Source organism: Burkholderia pulmonis (genome assembly GCF_984667975.1).
Map to the genome: position 1 here is coordinate 932,640 of NZ_OZ480188.1, position 16,668 is coordinate 949,307.

Annotated in this window: 14 protein-coding genes; 6 read left to right on the forward strand and 8 right to left on the reverse strand. The window is 65.7% G+C overall.

Translation table 11 applies throughout. The features are described 5' to 3' along the window. From AC5LXK_RS35730 to AC5LXK_RS35740, 3 genes are read right to left on the reverse strand one after another with little or no spacing between them, the layout of a single operon-like run. Positions 1 to 1,542, reverse strand: a complete 1,542-nt coding sequence (locus AC5LXK_RS35730) for a class I adenylate-forming enzyme family protein (protein WP_493394347.1) — start codon at positions 1,540 to 1,542, stop codon at positions 1 to 3. A gap of 21 nt (positions 1,543 to 1,563) precedes the next feature. Continuing rightward, positions 1,564 to 2,808, reverse strand: coding sequence for a thiolase family protein (locus AC5LXK_RS35735; RefSeq protein WP_493394348.1), 1,245 nt, complete (start codon positions 2,806 to 2,808; stop codon positions 1,564 to 1,566). A 4-nt stretch (positions 2,809 to 2,812) separates the two neighbouring features. Beyond that, positions 2,813 to 3,544 (reverse strand): cyclase family protein, encoded by a 732-nt coding sequence (locus tag AC5LXK_RS35740; protein ID WP_493394349.1) that lies wholly within the window; start codon positions 3,542 to 3,544, stop codon positions 2,813 to 2,815. A 287-nt stretch (positions 3,545 to 3,831) separates the two neighbouring features. On the opposite strand from AC5LXK_RS35740, the gene AC5LXK_RS35745 reads away from it, so the two are divergent. Continuing rightward, positions 3,832 to 4,434: a TetR/AcrR family transcriptional regulator gene (locus tag AC5LXK_RS35745; RefSeq protein WP_493394350.1), complete on the forward strand. Its 603-nt coding sequence runs from the start codon at positions 3,832 to 3,834 to the stop codon at positions 4,432 to 4,434. Positions 4,435 to 4,476: 42 nt separating this feature from the next. Here the strand turns inward: AC5LXK_RS35745 and AC5LXK_RS35750 are convergent, their stop codons facing one another. Beyond that, the gene (locus tag AC5LXK_RS35750; protein WP_493394351.1) at positions 4,477 to 5,238 is read right to left on the reverse strand and encodes a TetR/AcrR family transcriptional regulator; all 762 of its coding nucleotides are present in this window, start codon (positions 5,236 to 5,238) and stop codon (positions 4,477 to 4,479) included. Between the two features lie 351 nt (positions 5,239 to 5,589). On the opposite strand from AC5LXK_RS35750, the gene AC5LXK_RS35755 reads away from it, so the two are divergent. Both AC5LXK_RS35755 and fahA read left to right on the forward strand, forming a co-directional pair. Next, on the forward strand, positions 5,590 to 6,396 hold the full coding sequence (locus tag AC5LXK_RS35755; RefSeq protein ID WP_493394352.1) for a cyclase family protein: 807 nt from the start codon (positions 5,590 to 5,592) through the stop codon (positions 6,394 to 6,396). Between the two features lie 33 nt (positions 6,397 to 6,429). Next, on the forward strand, positions 6,430 to 7,743 hold the full coding sequence (gene fahA / locus AC5LXK_RS35760) for a fumarylacetoacetase (RefSeq protein ID WP_493394353.1): 1,314 nt from the start codon (positions 6,430 to 6,432) through the stop codon (positions 7,741 to 7,743). A gap of 149 nt (positions 7,744 to 7,892) precedes the next feature. On the opposite strand, the gene AC5LXK_RS35765 is transcribed toward fahA, so the two are convergent. The 3 genes from AC5LXK_RS35765 to leuC form a co-directional block, all read right to left on the reverse strand. Further along, positions 7,893 to 9,215: a 2-hydroxycarboxylate transporter family protein gene (locus tag AC5LXK_RS35765; RefSeq protein WP_493394354.1), complete on the reverse strand. Its 1,323-nt coding sequence runs from the start codon at positions 9,213 to 9,215 to the stop codon at positions 7,893 to 7,895. A gap of 104 nt (positions 9,216 to 9,319) precedes the next feature. Beyond that, positions 9,320 to 9,958, reverse strand: coding sequence for a 3-isopropylmalate dehydratase small subunit (leuD, locus tag AC5LXK_RS35770; protein ID WP_493394355.1), 639 nt, complete (start codon positions 9,956 to 9,958; stop codon positions 9,320 to 9,322). Next, the gene (leuC, locus tag AC5LXK_RS35775; protein WP_493394356.1) at positions 9,951 to 11,363 is read right to left on the reverse strand and encodes a 3-isopropylmalate dehydratase large subunit; all 1,413 of its coding nucleotides are present in this window, start codon (positions 11,361 to 11,363) and stop codon (positions 9,951 to 9,953) included. Before leuC ends, leuD begins: the two co-directional genes overlap by 8 nt. Before the next feature lie 117 nt (positions 11,364 to 11,480). Between leuC and AC5LXK_RS35780 the strand changes: the two genes are divergently transcribed. Next, positions 11,481 to 12,374, forward strand: a complete 894-nt coding sequence (locus tag AC5LXK_RS35780) for a LysR family transcriptional regulator (protein WP_493394357.1) — start codon at positions 11,481 to 11,483, stop codon at positions 12,372 to 12,374. A gap of 88 nt (positions 12,375 to 12,462) precedes the next feature. On the opposite strand, the gene AC5LXK_RS35785 is transcribed toward AC5LXK_RS35780, so the two are convergent. Beyond that, the gene (locus tag AC5LXK_RS35785; protein ID WP_493394358.1) at positions 12,463 to 13,887 is read right to left on the reverse strand and encodes an aminotransferase-like domain-containing protein; all 1,425 of its coding nucleotides are present in this window, start codon (positions 13,885 to 13,887) and stop codon (positions 12,463 to 12,465) included. A 446-nt stretch (positions 13,888 to 14,333) separates the two neighbouring features. Between AC5LXK_RS35785 and AC5LXK_RS35790 the strand changes: the two genes are divergently transcribed. Both AC5LXK_RS35790 and AC5LXK_RS35795 read left to right on the forward strand, forming a co-directional pair. Beyond that, complete coding sequence (locus AC5LXK_RS35790; protein ID WP_493394359.1) at positions 14,334 to 14,489, forward strand: hypothetical protein; 156 nt, start codon at positions 14,334 to 14,336, stop codon at positions 14,487 to 14,489. Beyond that, a complete protein-coding gene (locus tag AC5LXK_RS35795; protein ID WP_493394360.1) occupies positions 14,482 to 16,656 on the forward strand; it encodes a DUF4132 domain-containing protein in 2,175 nt (724 codons plus the stop codon). The genes AC5LXK_RS35790 and AC5LXK_RS35795 overlap by 8 nt, the downstream gene beginning before the upstream one ends. Positions 16,657 to 16,668: the final 12 nt, after the last annotated feature.

Genomic DNA, 16,668 nt, shown 5'->3' on the forward strand with positions numbered 1-16,668 from the left:
TCAGATCCTCCTGCCGCTGGCTTGCCAGTAGCGCGTCCGGATGTCCCTTTTCAGCACCTTTCCGTTCGGACTGCGCGGCAGTTCCGGCCAGACCTCGACCGTCTTGGGCGCCTTGACGCTGCCGAGACGCGCACGACACACGGCGAGAATGGCTTCGGGATCGAGGACACTGCCGGGCTTGGGTTGCACGACGCACTTGACGGCTTCCCCCCATTTCTCGTCCGGCACACCGATGACCGCGCAATCCTGGACACCGTCGAGCGCCCACACGACCTGCTCGACCTCCGACGGATAGATGTTGAAGCCGCCTGAAATGATCATGTCCTTCAGGCGGTCGACGATATAGACGTATCCGTCGGCGTCCATGTAGCCCACGTCACCGGTTCGAAGCCATCCATCGCACCATGCCTGGCGCGTAGCCTCGTCGTTCTTGTAGTAGGCGTCCATCAGCAACGGCCCGCGAACCTGGATCTCTCCCGTCTGATGCGGGCCCAGATCCTGCCCGTCGTCCGACGCGATCCGGATGTCCGCCAGCAGCGCTGGCCGGCCGCAACTGCGCATGCGGTTGCGCAGGCCCGGATCGGCAGGCACGTGATCGTCGGGTGCAAGAAACGTGCAGGCGGTCGGCGCCTCGGTCTGTCCGTATGCCTGCGTCATCACCGGACCGAAGACATCGATGGCCTCTTCGATCTTCTCGACCGAGGCCGGCGCCGCGCCGTACAGGAAGTACGCCAGCGAGCTGTAGTCGTACTGGCGCACGTCAGGGTGCGCCAGCATCATGTAGAGCGCCGTCGGCGGCAGGAACAGATGGGTGACCCGATGGTGCTCGATGCTGCGCATCACGGTTTGCGCGTCGAATCCGTCGAGAATCACATGGGTCGCCCCTTGCGCCGTGAGGATGATGGACAGTGCGCCGGCCGAGTGCGTGAGCGGCGCGACGACGAGGTGAACGACGGGCTTGCGGGCCGGAAGCGCGGCGGTGACATTGGCGATCTGGGTGATCCAGCTGAGGTTGCTGTGCATCACGCCCTTCGGTTTTCCCGTCGTTCCGCCCGTCGGAAAAATGGACACCAGCTGCCGCGCGTCGTATCGCTCCGCCTGATCGCATGCCGGCACCTCATCCATCGGCTCGCCCGGCGAATCGATTCCTTCGTCGCCCATCGCGATGAAATGCTTCACGCGCGTTGCGCGTCGCCGGTACTCGTCGGCGACGTCTTTCAGGCGATCGTGATACAGGACCACATCCACATCGAAGTGCTCGAGGATGTACATGTTCTCCTCGACACCGTTGCGCGGATTCAGCGGAACCCAGACCGCACCGACACGGTTGATCGCATACATGCACACGAGCGCCACTGCGCAATTTGGCGCATAGAAGGACACCTTCGTCCCGGCCCGCACGCCCATTTTCATCAGCGTCGAGCCCATCGCCAGGCTTCTGTCGCGCGCCTGGGCATACGTGACGACCCCGGCGCCATCGATACAGAAGGCCCGCTGCGGATGAATCCGCGCACCTCGATCAAGAAAATCAACGATTCTCATTTCTCTTGCCTATAAGTACAACTAAGAGTCGATTCGTTCAAAAATCGATACCACGGCAACCCCCTCCTCGATTCCCAGCCAGCCGCCGCCGTTTTCCTGAAGGGCGATGCGTGCACCCGCCACCTGCCGCTCGCCGGCCGCGCCCCTCAACTGCCGGGTCAGCTCGAAGATCTGGGCGAGCCCGGTTGCACCGATCGGGTGACCGCGGCTCTCGAGCCCGCCCGACGGGTTCACGGGAATACGCCCGCCCAGCCGCGTCGCCCCCGATTCGGCGAGGATGCCCCCTTCGCCGAACCGGCAGAGCCCGAGTTGCTCGGTCACGGCAAGCTCGCCGAACGCGGTGGCGTCGTGGACTTCCGCAACGTCGATGTCCTCCGGGCCGATACCCGCCGACTCGTATGCCTGCCTCGACGCGCGGCGTACCGCACTGTTCTCGAAGTCGTGCCAGTCACGCTCGATCCCGGACACCAGCTCGGACGCACGGACTTTGACACGCGGCCCGCGCAGACCCAATCGGGCCGCTCCCCGCTCGGTACACAGCACCGCCGCGGCGGCGCCGTCCGACAGCGGCGAGCACATGGGCACCGTCAGCGGATAGCTCAGTGCGCGGCCGTTCAGCACCTCGTCGACGGTGAACGGCTTGCGGAATTGCGAACGCGCGTTGTGCACCGAATGTTCGTGATTCTTCGCCGCGATCACCGCCATTTGCCGCTGCGTCGATCCGAACGTCTTCATGTGCGCGCGGCACATCATCGAATACAGATCCATGAACGCCGTCCGCCGCCCGAGCACCTCGCCTGGAGGCGGGGGCGTTCCCAGGGCCTCGAGACGAGCGACCGTGGCCTCGATGTCGTGGATGTCCATCCCGCCCCTGAACGCCCCCATCACGCGCTCGTTGAGTGCATCGTCGTCGTAGATCATTTTCTCGACACCCACCGCGAGCACGATGTCCGCGGCACCGGAGCGAAGAAAGTTCACGGCCAGCCAGAACGCGGTCGATGCCGAAGCGCACGCATTCTCGACGTTGACAATCGGGATACCCTCCAGGCCGGCTGCCCGCAGCGCAATCTGCCCGGGGATATTGGCCTGCCCTTCGACCACGTCCTGAACCGCATTCGAGAAAAACGCCGCGCGAACATGTTCCGCACCCGCGCCGGCATCCGACATCGCTTCGCGAACCGCCTCCGTGGTCAACTGCTTCACGGTGCTGGACGGACGACGCGAGAAAGGCGTCATGCCGACACCGGCAATCAATATGGATTCCATACCGTTAATCCTGTTCGTCGAGAAATGCGACCACGCGGGCGGGCGCCGCGCTCGTCCCAACCAGCTTGATCGGGAAGAATCCGACCATGAAACCCGCAGAAGGCAGCGCGCCCAGGTTGTGCATCTGCTGCACGATGAAGGCCTCCTTTTCCTGGATCGCGAAGTGCCCGTCCCAGATTGCGGAGCCGTCACCCGTTGCCTGAAACAGCTTTTTCATCGCTGGAAACGGACGGTCCCAGCCCGGCGCATCGGTCCCTAGCACTTTGGCACCGGCGTTCGCGAGGAACAGCGTGCCCTCGCGGGACATGCCCGGGTATGACCACCAGTCGGGATCGGCAGGGGAATACGCCTCCTGCCCGGTGCGGAGGATCACCGCATCGCCGGCCTGAATGGGCCGCCCGACGGCATCGATCGCGCGCTGCAGTTCATCGACCGTGTAGGCGTCGTTTCTTCGCGGGTAGGGGCGCATGTCGAGCACGATCCCGGGGCAGAACAGCTCGTCCAGATCGATCTCGTGGATCTTCCGGGCCGGCCGTCCTTCCACGATGTTTCCGCTGTGATACGGCGCATCGACGTGCGTGCCGCAATGCGAGTTCATGTCGGTCATGAACTCTTCGCCCCAGCCCTCGCCGGACGGCAGGTCGTGCTGCGCGCAGCAGAAGATGGACATCATCCGCTCGCGGCCTTTTCCCTCTGGCCGGTTGAACTGGATCTCCGGGGCAATGACGTTGGCCATTGCGCGCAGCTCCGGAGGAATCAGCTCCCTCAATTGCGGATCGATAGGACGGGTCAGACAAACCAAGCGTGGCATGACTTCACTCCCAGGCGTGACAGGTGCGGAGATTCGCGACATCGTTCGACGCGTGCCGCGCAAACACAAAGCGCCCGGATTCCCGGAAGCACCCCGCAGGCGGCTATCCCCAACGATGTTTGGTACCATTAATGACTGAACGGTACCATTACAGCACACGCATGGTACCAAGTAAACACATTTGGTACCGACAGGCGCCAGGATATTCCCCGATGAAGAAAGTGACCCAAGACGACGCATTTCTCCGTGAGCTGTTGAATCTCTTCCTGGACGAGGGGTACAGCCAGCTCACCGTCGGGGAAATCGCCGCACGGCTTCGTTGTTCGCGGCGAAGGCTGTATGACGTGGCAGATACCAAGGAAGCACTCTTCTGCGTGGTGATGCAGCAGTTCTTCTCCAGCAAGCTCGAAGAGGGACAGACGGCAGGCGCCGGCGAGACCGACCTGACCAGGGTCCTCGTCGACTATGTGAACGTGGGGGTTCGGGCGGCCGGCCGGATGGGCGCCGCGTGTCAGCGCGATCTCGAGGCGCTGGAACAGGGAAGAGCCTTGTTCGACCAGTATCGGGAAGCACGCTCGGTTCGCATGCGCCAGTTGATCGAGGATGGCGTGGCGCAACGCATCTTCGTGCCCTGCCATGCGGAAGTCGTGACCCAGGCGCTCAGCGGCGCCGCGGCGTATGTCCGCCAACCCGAATTCCTGGCCAAAGCCGGGCTGAGCGTCGACGAGGCACTCGAGGAATGCTGTCGCGTTCTGCTGGGCGGGCTGCTCAACACCCGGGGCGCCGGGCTGCCGGGCCCTGCGTCCGCGAACTGAATATCGCGGACGACGAACCGGGATGCCGCTGCATCCCGGCGGCTATCGCCGCTTGAACCGACGCGCGCCGCCGAGCATCCCGTCGGCGATGAATGCCGCGAGCATTCTGGTTTTTCTGGTGACGTCGATGTTTCGAAACTTCCCGCCGGAAAGACGTTCGACGCGCCGGTCGAACACGCTCATGACGAGCGCCCCGACAGCGAAGTGATAGCTCCAGTGCAGGTACTCGTCCGGCACGCCGGGCAGCGCCTGCTTCACCGCCGCGATGAACGCCCGCGCGACCGGGTCGTAGTATTCCTCGATGATGCCGCGCGCTTCTTCCTGGGGATCGGACACCTCTCGCACCACCAGCAACGCATAGTTGCGGCCTTCGGGCGTTGCGTAACTCTTCACGACCGGCGACACGAAAGCCGTGGCAATTTTCAGCAGCGCATCGGGATCGTCGAAATCGACGACCTTGTCGAGCAGTCGTCGCCGTTCGTCGAACAGCGTCCGCCGGTATTCGAATATCGACTGGTACAGGCCCAGTTTGGTCTCGAAGTGATACACGATCAGCGGGAGGCCGACATCGGCCTCCTTCGCGATGTCCCGCATCGACACGCCGTGATAGCCGTCAGCCGCAAACAGCCGCTCCGCGGTCAACAGAATCCGTTCGCGCTTTTCGATCTCCGGCTTCGCCGCCGCCTTCCTGCCCGGACGCTTTCCGTCACTCGGTGCCACCTTGCTCATGAGCCTCTTCCTCGTTCTGCATGAGCGCGATTCTATCCCAGGCCGGATAGCCTGACTGTTCGTACGATCAGTCATTCATCACCGATCACGTCGTAACGAATTCCGGAATCCGTCACGCACCGCTGACAGGACGGCGACATCCGTTCCTCGTTTACCACGGTAAAAATTGACTGTACGATCGTACAGTCAGTGTGTAGCATTGGTTGCCCGGAACGCGTCTCGACAGCATCCCTTCGATACCGCGCCGCGTCGATCCCGGTTCCCGATCGCCTGATGGAACGCCCCGTCGCAAGCCCATGTGCCGTGTCGACTGCGTCGCATCCGGCTGATTCACCTATCGATCGCAGCCATCGCGACCGCTTCCGATACAACCGAACGAGCCGACTCGCCCCACCGGCGCCACTGACCACCAAGAGGTATCCGAACATGACCCGACGCTTCGTCGATCTCTCGATCTATCTGGAAAACGACGTCATTTCCGACCCGCCCGGGTATGGCCCGAAGATTCAGTACCTGGCCCACCAGGAAACGGCCAGGGACGTGACGGCGTTCTTTCCCGGGATGCAGACCGCCGACCTGCCCGACAGCGAAGGATGGGCGATCGAACACGTTCAGCTCAGCACGCACAACGGCACCCATCTCGACGCGCCCTACCACTTCCACAGCACGATGAACCGGTCGACAGGCCAGCATGAGCCGTCGATCACGATCGACGAAGTGCCGCTGGAATGGTGTTTCCAGCCTGGCGTGAAGCTCGACTTCACCGGCTTCGACGATGGCTACGTCGTCACGGCCGACGATGTCGAAGCGGAACTTCGTCGCATCGATCACGCGCTCGAGCCGCTGGAGATCGTTGTCATCAACACGCGCGCAGGCAAGCGCTACGGTCAGCCGGACTACGTTTCCTCCGGGTGCGGGATGGGCCTCGACGCAACGATGTACCTCCTCGAGCGCGGCGTGCGCCTCACGGGGACGGACGGCTGGAGCTGGGACGCTCCGTTCGTGCATACGGCCAGGAAATATGCCGACACGCGCGACCCTTCGCTGATCTGGGAGGGCCACAAGGCCGGCCGCAACATCGGCTACTGCCACCTGGAGAAACTGCACAACCTGGAAGTCCTCCCGCCGCACGGCTTCTTCATCTCCTGCTTCCCGCACAAGATCCGCGGCGCGTCCGCAGGGTGGACGCGGGCAGTGGCCATTTTTGACGACTCACTCTCGGCCGCAGGCTGATCCGTCCACCCATCCCCTTTCCTGAAGGTGTCCATGGAACTGAATCACACACACGACGCGTCTCGCCGGAGCTGGCTCGCGCAGGCCAATACGGCCGATACCGACTTCCCGTTGCAGAACCTGCCGCTCTGCGTCTTCCGACGGGCCGGCAGCGACCACGCGTGGCGCGGCGGCGTGGGAATCGGCGATCAGATCGTCGATCTCGTCGCCGTGGGGCAACTGATCGGGCTCGAAGGTCTGGCGGCGGAGGCGATACACGCAGCGTCCGGGCCGACACTCAATGCGCTGCTGGACATGGGCCCCGACGCCTGGCAAGCACTGCGCCATACGCTGTTCCGGCTGCTCGAGGCGGGCAGCAGCGTCGAGACGCTCATGCGCGAAACCCTCGTCCCGCAAATCGACGCTGAATATGCGGTGCCCGTGCGAATCGGCGACTACACCGATTTCTACACGTCGCTCGATCACGCACTGAATGTCAGCCGCCCGCTCGGCATGACCGTCGGCGAAAATTTCGACTGGCTGCCCATTGCCTACCACGGCCGGGTCTCGTCGATCGGCGTGAGCGGCCAGCACGTCTACCGGCCGACCGGGCAGTATCGCGACGGGCAATCCGCTTCGCCGGTCTATGGCCCCTGTCGCAAGCTGGACTATGAACTCGAGATCGGCGCGGTGATCGGCACCGGCAACGCTCGGGGCCGGTCCATCCCGCTGACACACGCCCAGCAGCACATCTTCGGGCTGTGCCTGCTCAACGACTGGTCGGCACGCGATATCCAGTCATGGGAGATGCAACCGCTCGGGCCGTTCCTCGCCAAGAATTTCGCCACCACGATTTCACCGTGGCTGGTGACCCTGGAAGCGCTGCTGCCGTATCGTACGACCTGGTCGCGTGCGCCCGACCGGCCTCAGCCGATGGAATACCTGAGTGCGAAAGGCAATGCCGACAGCGGCGCATTCGACATCCAGCTCGAGGCGTCAATCCTCAGCGCGAGCCAGCTCGCGAATGGCGCCCGGCCCCGGACGCTGACGCGAACCAGCTTCCGGCACCAGCACTGGACGCTCGGGCAAATGATCGCCCACCACACGGTCGGCGGATGCAATCTGCAAAGCGGCGACCTGCTGGGAAGCGGCACCATTTCAGGGCCGTCGGCAAGCGAAGCCGGCGCGTTGCTCGAGTTGACGGTCGCGGGAACGAAGCGCGTCGACATCGGCAACGGCGAACATCGCTTCTATCTCGAGGACGGCGATACGGTCGTATTCCGCGGCTGGTGCGAGCGGGAGGGCTATGCCCGCATCGGGCTCGGCGTGAACTACGGCACCGTCCTGCCGATGCCCGGCACCGAATAGACACGCACCGCGCGGGAGAGCCGGTAGCGGCCCGGTCGATACCGGACCCGATGCCAGAAGCGGCGTGTCGACGCCGCTTCTGGCACGTGCTGCGCGATGCAGGCCGGCCACCTGCGGGGCCGGTCGGCCACGGCCGTGCGACCCGTGCGTCAATGCAGCCACTTCATCACGATCGTCGCCAGCACGACCATCGCCGCGCCGCCGATGCGCGTCGAGATCTGCGCGAACGGCATCAGCCCCATCCGGTTCGACGACGACAGGATCGCGACGTCACCCGTGCCGCCCAGCCCGCTGTGGCACGCGGTGATGATCGCGGATTCCACCGGATACATCTTCAGCGCGGCGCCGACGAAGAACCCGGACACCACCATCGCGATCACGATCGACGCGCAGATCACGAAATAGCCCGGCGAGAACGCGCCGACGAGCTTGTCCCACGACACGAACAGCGTGCCGAGCCCGACGAGGATCGCGAACGTCAGGTTCGTCGACATGAACTTGTACATCTGGTACGCGCCGGTTTCCATCGACTCGGGAATCGCGCGGCACACCTTCAGCACGGCCGCCGCGACGATCATCAGCACGGGGCCCGGGATGCCGGTGAGCGGCGCCAGCAACCCGCCGAGGATGAACAGCGTGCACGCGAGCAGCAGGCCGAACCCCATCAGCCGCAGGTCGAGATCGGCCTCGGCCTTTTGCGCGGCAAGCAGTTCACGGTCTTCGCCGGTCTTCACCAGCAGGCCGTCGCCGCTGTAGCCGCGGTGCTTTTCGCCGAAACGCTTCAGTACGCCGCTCGCGAGGATCGCGACGACGTTGCCGATCAGCGCGGCCGGCACCATCATCGCGATCAGGTGCCCCTGTGCGGCACCGGTGATCTCCGAATAACCGATCGACAGCGGCAGGATGCCTTCGCCGATGCCGCCGCCGAGGATCGGCATCACGATGTAGAAGAACGTGTGCTGCGGGTCGTAGCCGAACGCGAGACCGACGGCGATCCCCGCCGCGATCGCGGCCACGGTGCCGACGAGGAGCGGCACGAACATCTTGAGGAAGCCCTGGATCAGGATCTTCCGGTTCATCCCGAGCATGCTCCCGGCCACCAGGCACGCGATGTACAGATACTGAAGGTTCGCCGTCTTCATCGTGACCGTGATCGCCTTGAGGGTCGCGTCGTCCATCAGCTTGTAACCGAGCAGCGCCGACGGTACGAACAGGCACAGGATCGCGGGGCCGCCGATATGCCGGAACACCGGAATCCGGCGGCCGATCTCGCCGAGCAGCAGCCCGGACAGCATCAGCACCGCGAAGCCGCCGATCATGTCGTTCGGCAGCCGTTTCGTGACGGCTGCCAGGATCGTGACGAGCGCGATCGCGACGAACATCGGCAGCGGCATCCCGCCGATCTTCAGGTTCAGCAGCGACGATAGTCGCGTCGCTTGCGGCAGGTTCGCCGGTACGGGGGAAGCGTCCATTTCATGTCTCCAATTTTGTGTTTGTCGGGTGCCACTTCATCGGGGGCCGCCGGCGTTGCAGCGCGCGCAGCCGGCCCCGTGTTGCGAGCGTCAACGCATCACTTTCAAACTTCGCGCTGCTGCTTCGGCAAATCGATCTTCATCCACGGGTGGGCTGCGTGATGGCGTGCCTCGAACGCATCGATCGCGGCGCCGTCGGCGAGCGTCATGCCGATCATGTCGAGTCCTTCGACGAACATGCGCTTTTGCCGCTCGGGCAGATCGAACGGGTACTCGACCCCGTCTGCAGTCCTGACGACCTGGCGCAGCACGTCGATCGTCAGCGTGCTCGTGGCCGGCTCGCCGGCCTGGTCGACGAGCTTGGCCACCACGGCCGGATCGAGCATCACCAGCAACAGCCGGTTGTTCAGCGCGTTGAAGTAGAAGATTTCGCCGAAGCTCGGGGCGATCACCGCGTCGAAGCCCGCCTGCTGCAGGCCCCACACCGCATGTTCGCGGCTGGACCCGCACCCGAAGTTGGTGCCGGCCACGAGGATGCGCGCCCCCCGATACGCGGGGCGGTTCAGCACGAAGTCCGGCCGCGGCGTGCCCGAACCGTCGTGACGCAGGTCGTACAGCACGCCGCGTGCGAGCCCCGACTTGTCGATGCCGAACAGGAACTGCTTCGGCATGATCTGGTCGGTGTCGAGATTGTTCAGCGGCAGCGGTGCCGCGATGCCGGTCACGAAAGCATGCTCACGCATGGTCGAACTCCTTGCGTACGTCGACGATGCGGCCGGCCAGCGCGGCGGCGGCGGCCATCGCCGGACTCATCAGGTGGGTGCGGGCGCCGCGACCCTGGCGGCCCTCGAAATTGCGGTTCGTCGTCGATGCGCAGCGCTGGCCGGGCGCGAGGATGTCGTCGTTCATCGCGAGGCACATCGAGCAGCCGGGCTGGCGCCATTCGAAGCCGGCGTCGATCAGCGTGCGCGCGATCCCTTCGCGCTCGGCCTGCTCGCGCACCGCGACCGAACCCGGCACGACCATCGCCCGCACCGTCCGTGCCACCGTGCGGCCGCGCACGACGTCCGCGACGGCACGCAAGTCTTCGATCCGCGCATTCGTGCACGAGCCGATGAATACGTGGTCGACGGCCAGGCCGTCGATCGGCTGCCCGGCGTCGAGCCCCATGTAGTCGAGCGCCTTGCGTGCGTTGTCGCGTTCGAGCGGGTCGGCCGACAGCGCCGGAATGCGCGCGGTGATCGCGATCGCCTGGTCGGGGCTCGTGCCCCAGGTCACGAACGGCGCGACATCCGCGGCATCGAAGCGATGCGTGACGTCGAATGGTGCATCGGCGTCGGATTTCAGCTGCATCCACTGTGTCGCGGCTGCGTCGATCTGCGCCGCCGACAGGTCGCGAATCCGCTCCCGGACGTAGGCGACCGTCGTATCGTCGGGCGCGATCAGCGCGCCGCGCGCGCCGGCTTCCACCGTCATGTTGCACAGGGTCATCCGCGCTTCGGCGCTCAGCGCGTCGATCGCGGGCCCGTCGTATTCGACGACGAAACCGCGGGCGCCCTGCGCGCCGATCTTCGAGATGATGTAGAGAACGAGATCCTTCGACGTGGTGCCGGCGGGCAGCGTGCCGTCCACGTGAATGCGCATGTCGCGCGCGACGCGGTACACGAGCGTCTGCGTCGCGAGCACATGCTCGACCTCCGACGTGCCGATGCCGAAACCGAGCGCGCCCAGCGCGCCGTACGTCGTCGTGTGGCTGTCGCCGCACAGCACGACCATGCCCGGCCGGATCAGGCCGATCTCGGGCGCGACCACGTGCTCGATGCCCTGTTCGGCGTCCTGCACGTCGAACAGGTGAATGCCGTGCCGGCGGCAGTTGCGCGTGAAGTTGGCGGCCTGGCCGGCCGCCGCGTCGATGACGATCGTACGCTTGTCCAGCGGAACGGGATGCGTCGGGATCACGTGATCGACGATGCCCATCTGCTTTTCCGGGCAGCGCACCGGCAGGTTCTTTTCCGCGAGCCCCGCGAACGCCTGCGGGCTCGTGTACTCGTTCATGATGTGCAGGTCGGCGTACAGCACGACATGCTGTGCATCGACGCGGAACACCGTGTGGCTCGCCACGATCTTCCGGTAAAGCGTCTGTCCCATCGTTCCTCCGTCTTGCTTGCGAAAACGCCCTGGTCCGGACGTTTCCGAAAGTGTAATTTGGAGGGTGACGCCTTAAAATGAGGCGCAGCTTAACCCATTATTAAATGAAACTTTAAGATGGACCCGATCGCAGACCTCGAATTCTTCGCGCGACTCGTCACGCACGGCAGCCTGTCGGCGCTCGCGCGCGACCTCGGCGTGACGCCGCCGGCCGTCAGCGCGCGGCTCAACCAGATCGAGCGGCGCCTCGGCGTGAAGCTGCTGAACCGCACCACGCGGCGGCTGGCGATGACCAACGAAGGCGAGGTGTACCTCGCGACGGGCTCGAAGCTGCTGGAACAGGTGCACGAACTCGAGCGCACGGTGTCGAGCAGCCGCAACCAGCCGCAGGGCCTGTTGAAGGTCAATGCGACGTTCGGCTTCGGGCGCCGCCACATCGTGCCCGCGCTGTCGGCATTCCGCGCTCGCCACCCGGACGTCGAGATCCAGCTCGAACTCACCGACCGCCCGATGAACCTCGGCGAGTTCGCGTACGACGTGGGCATCCGGTTCGGCGAACTGCCCGATCAGCGCGTGGTGGGGCGCCGGCTCGCGGCAAACCGGCGTTTCGTCTGCGCATCGCCCGGCTACCTGAAGGCGAACGGCGTGCCGATGGTGCCCGGCGACCTGCGCGGCCACCGCTGCATCGTGCTGCGCGAGAACGACACTGCGTATGGCACGTGGCACTTCACGAAGGGCAAGCGCCATGAGCTCGTCAAGGTGCATGGCGCGATGAGCAGCAACGACGGCGAAGCGACGCTGCGCTGGGCGATCGACGAGCACGGCGTGCTCGTGCGGTCCGAGTGGGATGCGCAGCCGTTCATCGACTCGGGCGCACTGACGCGCGTGCTCGCGGACTGGTCGTTGCCGCCGTCGGATATCTACGCGGTGTATCCGGAGCGGCTCAACCTGTCGGCGAAGGTGCGTGTGTTCATCGATTTCCTCATCGAGTATCTCGGGCGACAAGCGTGACGGAGGCCGTGCCGGCCGTCCCGCAAAAAAACCAAGCCGGCACCAGGCCGGCTTCGTCGTCGACGCACCGCGTACCGCGTCGTTCCGCTCACCGCATGCATGAAGCGGCCAGCTTGCCGACCGTGATCACGGCCTGCTCGATCGCCGGCGACCACGGGCTGCTGTAGTTCAGGCGGATGAAATTCCGGTAGTTGTCGGTGATCGAGAACATGTAGCCGGGCCCGATCGTGATCCCTTCCTCCAGCGCGAGCTGGTACAGCCGCATCGCGTCGACCTGCGCGGGCAACTCGACCCACAGCACGTAGCCGCCCGCCGGGCTCGAAATGCGCGTGCCCTCCGGGAAGAAGCGCGACACCATCGCGCGCATCAGGTTCGCCTGCTGCGCATACGCCTTGCGCAGGCGCCGCAGGTGATGCTCGTAGCCGTCGCGCTCGAGGAACTCCGCGATCGCGAGCTGCGGCAGCGACGGCGTCGCGAGCGTGTTCAGGAACTTCAGTTTCTCGACCTGATCGCGATAACGGCCCGGCAGCGCCCAGCCGATCCGGTACGCGGCCGTCAGGCTCTTCGAGAACGACGAGCAATGCAGCACGATTCCGGTCCGGTCGTAGGACTTCAGCGAGCTCGGATGCGAATCGCCGAAATACAGTTCGTTATACACACCGTTCTCGATCAGCGGCATGCCGGCCTTCGTCGCGAATTCGACCAGTTCGCGCTTGCGCTCGTCGGGCATCTGGAAGCCGAGCGGATTCTGGAAGTTCGGCATCACCATGCACGCGGCGATCGGCTGCGACTTCGCGATCGCGGCCAGCGCCGCGATGTCGATCCCGTATTCCGGATGCGTCGCGACCTCGATCGCCTTCATTCCCATCCGCTCGATCGCGTGCAGCATCGCGTAGAACGTCGGCGATTCCACCGCGATCGTGTCGCCCGGCTTCGCCACCGCCTGCAGGCACAGGTTGATCGCCTCCGTCGCGCCGACCGTCACGATGATCTCGTTCGGGTCCACCGGCATCCCGTTTTCCAGGTAGCGGCGTGCGATCTGCCGGATCAGCCGCGGATGGCCGGGTGGCAGCCCGTCCGTCACGCCCCACAGCGATTTGTCGCGGCCGGCCGCATACGCGTAGCGGTTCAGCTTCTCGAACGGGAACAGGCTCGGGTCCGGGTACGGCGAGCCGAGCGGCACCGCGTCGTCCGTGCCGATCGAGCGCAGCGTGGACAGCACGAGCCGGCTCACGTCGACCGACGACGAGATCGCGATCGGCTTCGACGGCCGCAGCTCGCGCACCGGCGCGTGGCTGTCGTCGCGGCGCAGGTTCACGAAATAGCCCGATTGCGGCCGGCTTTCGAGCAGCCCGCGGCTTTCCAGCAGCAGGTACGCATGCAGCACGGTCGTGATGCTGATCCGGTGCTGCTGGCTCGCCTGCCGCACCGACGGAATCCGGTCGCCGTGCCGGTACACGCCCTGGCGGATCAGGCGCTCGATGTCGTCCGCGAGTTTTTCATACAGTTTCATCGTGCGTCTCCCGCCGGCATGCGCAACCGCGCCGCCATGCCTCGCGCGTCCGATACGCACGTGTTCCGCCCGCCGACCGGGCCGTCGTGATTCCTGATCTTTCCCTCCGGTTTTGCCTTTTCCATCGCACTGGCTCTCTCTTGAAAATGCGCCGACAGGGTTCCGGTACAGCTGGATCTGCGGCACTGTGCACTTGATGATTAAATCTTAAGAGCAGAACAGTTGGCGGCGAGTACACACATCGATCTTGCGAACAAGAGTACAGTTCGGCGCGATTCGCGCATGGCGGGAAAACTGTACGTCTTATGAAATGGCCGGACGGCGGGAAACCTTGCGCAACGCGGCCGAACCGGCCTGAAATGCCCGCCGCGCGGGCATTCGTCCGACTGTCCCGATCGGGGTGCAATACTGTGCGACCGCACGGTTTTCATTGCCGGAGTCCAACCATGCCGCACACGATCGAACGAACAGCCGGCCTCGGCGGCCCGATCCGCGCCGCCCGACAAGTACAGATCAAATGGCGCCAGAACGAATCCGCCGGTCACGCCGACGTCCGCGCCTCGCACGCGCACGCCGTCGGCAAGGAACCCCTACATGACTGATCGCGATCTCCCCGCGCGGCTCGTCGCGCGCCTGACCGGCACGACCGACCATCCGCGCTTCACCGGCGCACCGATCGACCTGTCGGCGCTCGACCCGCACACGCTCGGTGCGGCGTGGCCGGCACTGCGTCGCGCCGAGCACGAGATCATGCTGCGCGACCACGCATACGACGACCCGCGCGCCGAATTCGCGCGCTGGCTGCGCGGGCAGATCGACGCGCTCGGCCTCGTGCCGCTCGTCGACGCCGATGCGGCGCTCGAGCTGTTCCGCGACATTCCGCCCGGCGGATGGAAACGCGCGCTGGAGGACCTGCCCTGCCTCAACACGCTGCCGTCGCCTGCGCTGCAGGCCGAACTCGCCCGCATCGCGGGCGAACCGGAAGACGGCGAGATCCGCACGAAATCCGCGTATGGCGCGTATGCGCTCGACTGGTTCGCCGGCCGCCGCGACTTCTCGGCCCGGCACGACACGTATGCACAGGCGCTGGCGGATTCACCGTTTCGCGTGAGTGAACTGAACGTACTGCCCGAACTCGGCCCGGCGTCGCTGCTCGCACTCGCCGTGACGGACAACGGCTATTTCGCACCGAAGCGGCTGTGGCTCGACGCCAGCGATCCGGCCGTCACGCTCGCGGAAGACGCCGCGTATGTCGCCTTCGCGCACGACACGCTGGCCGAGGCAGCCAGACAGATCGCGGCCCTTCATGCCGGTGCCGTGCCGTACGAAGCCGACGGCGCGTTCACGATCGACGACGCGCAGGTCGTCGCGCGCGCCGTGCGCGTGGCCGCCTATCGCGACGAAGCGTGGTTGCGCCCGCTGATCGGGCCGTTGCTGGCGGGCGTCTGCGTCGCGCCGACGGCCGCGAAGACAGCGCCGTCGCAATCGCTCGCGATCGCGCTCGGCCATGCGATCGAGACGATCCCGACACCCGAGAGCGTGCGTGCGCTGCGCGACGCGCTGGCCGCGGTGCGTCATGCGGGCGTGCAGAAAAAGCTGGCGCGCAACCTGAAACCGGCCGAGCGCGCACTGGGCGAGCGGCCGCATACCGCGCTGCGGATGACGCTCGACGCGAAGCCCGACAAGAAGCAGCTCGCGATGCTCGCCACCTGCATGGAGGCCGGCTTCTGGCAGCCGATGACGCTCGGTCACGCCGAATGGCGCGAGCGGCTCGTCGATGCGCCGGCCGGCGCCGCATTCTCCGCGCGGATGATCTGGCAAGCGCTCGGCCGCGATGGCGCGGTGCAGTCGTTCATGCCCGACATCGCGAAAGGCAAGGTCGTGCTCCGCGATGCGGCCGGGCACGCATGCGAGATCGCCGAAGACAGCGACATCCGGCTATGGCATCCGCTGCTGGCCGACGCGGACGAACGGCTCGCGTGGCAGCGCGCGATCGTCGGCCGGTCGCTGCGGCAACCGGTCAGACAGGCATTCCGCGAGTACTACGTACCGGCCGATGACGACGCGTCGGCCAGCGATTCCGCGATGTTCGAAGGTCATGTGCTGTCGAGCCGGCCGCTGCTCGGCGTCGCGCGCCGCGAAGGCTGGTCGATCCGCGCGTACGACGACGGGCTCGTCCGCGAATTCGGCGACGTACGCGCGACCTTCCTCGTCGATGCGCGGCTCTATCCCGGTTCGGAAAGCCACGGCACGTCGCGGCGATTGCATGTCGAGCGCCGGCGCGAGCGACGCTGGGTGCCGCTGCCGATCGGCGAAATCGACCCCGTCGTGTTCTCGGAAGTGGCGCGCGCGGTCGACCTGCTCGTCAGCGTGGCCGCGTTCGCGCTCGACGACGACGCGACGCGCGCGGCCACCGCCGCGCTCACGACGGACCCGGTCCGCCAGCGCGACCTCGAAACCGAACGCCGGCACCACCTGAACCGGTTGTCGGATCTGCCGCTGGGCGTGATGGCGCGGCATCGCAAACACGTGCTGTCGCTCGTGTTCGCGGAACCGGTTGCGCAGGGGAAGATTACGATCGACGATCGCCACGTGCGCGTCGGCGCGTGGTCGGTGCATTGCGCGACCGGCCGCGTGACGCGCGACGGCGAGCCCGTCGACGCGACGATCGCGCCGCCGCCGTCGCCGCTGCGGGCAGTGCCGTGGCTGCCCTACGACGAGGCGCTGCTGCAGCGGATCGTTGACGTCGTCGCGGATCTGCTCGACTGAGCGGCGATTCGA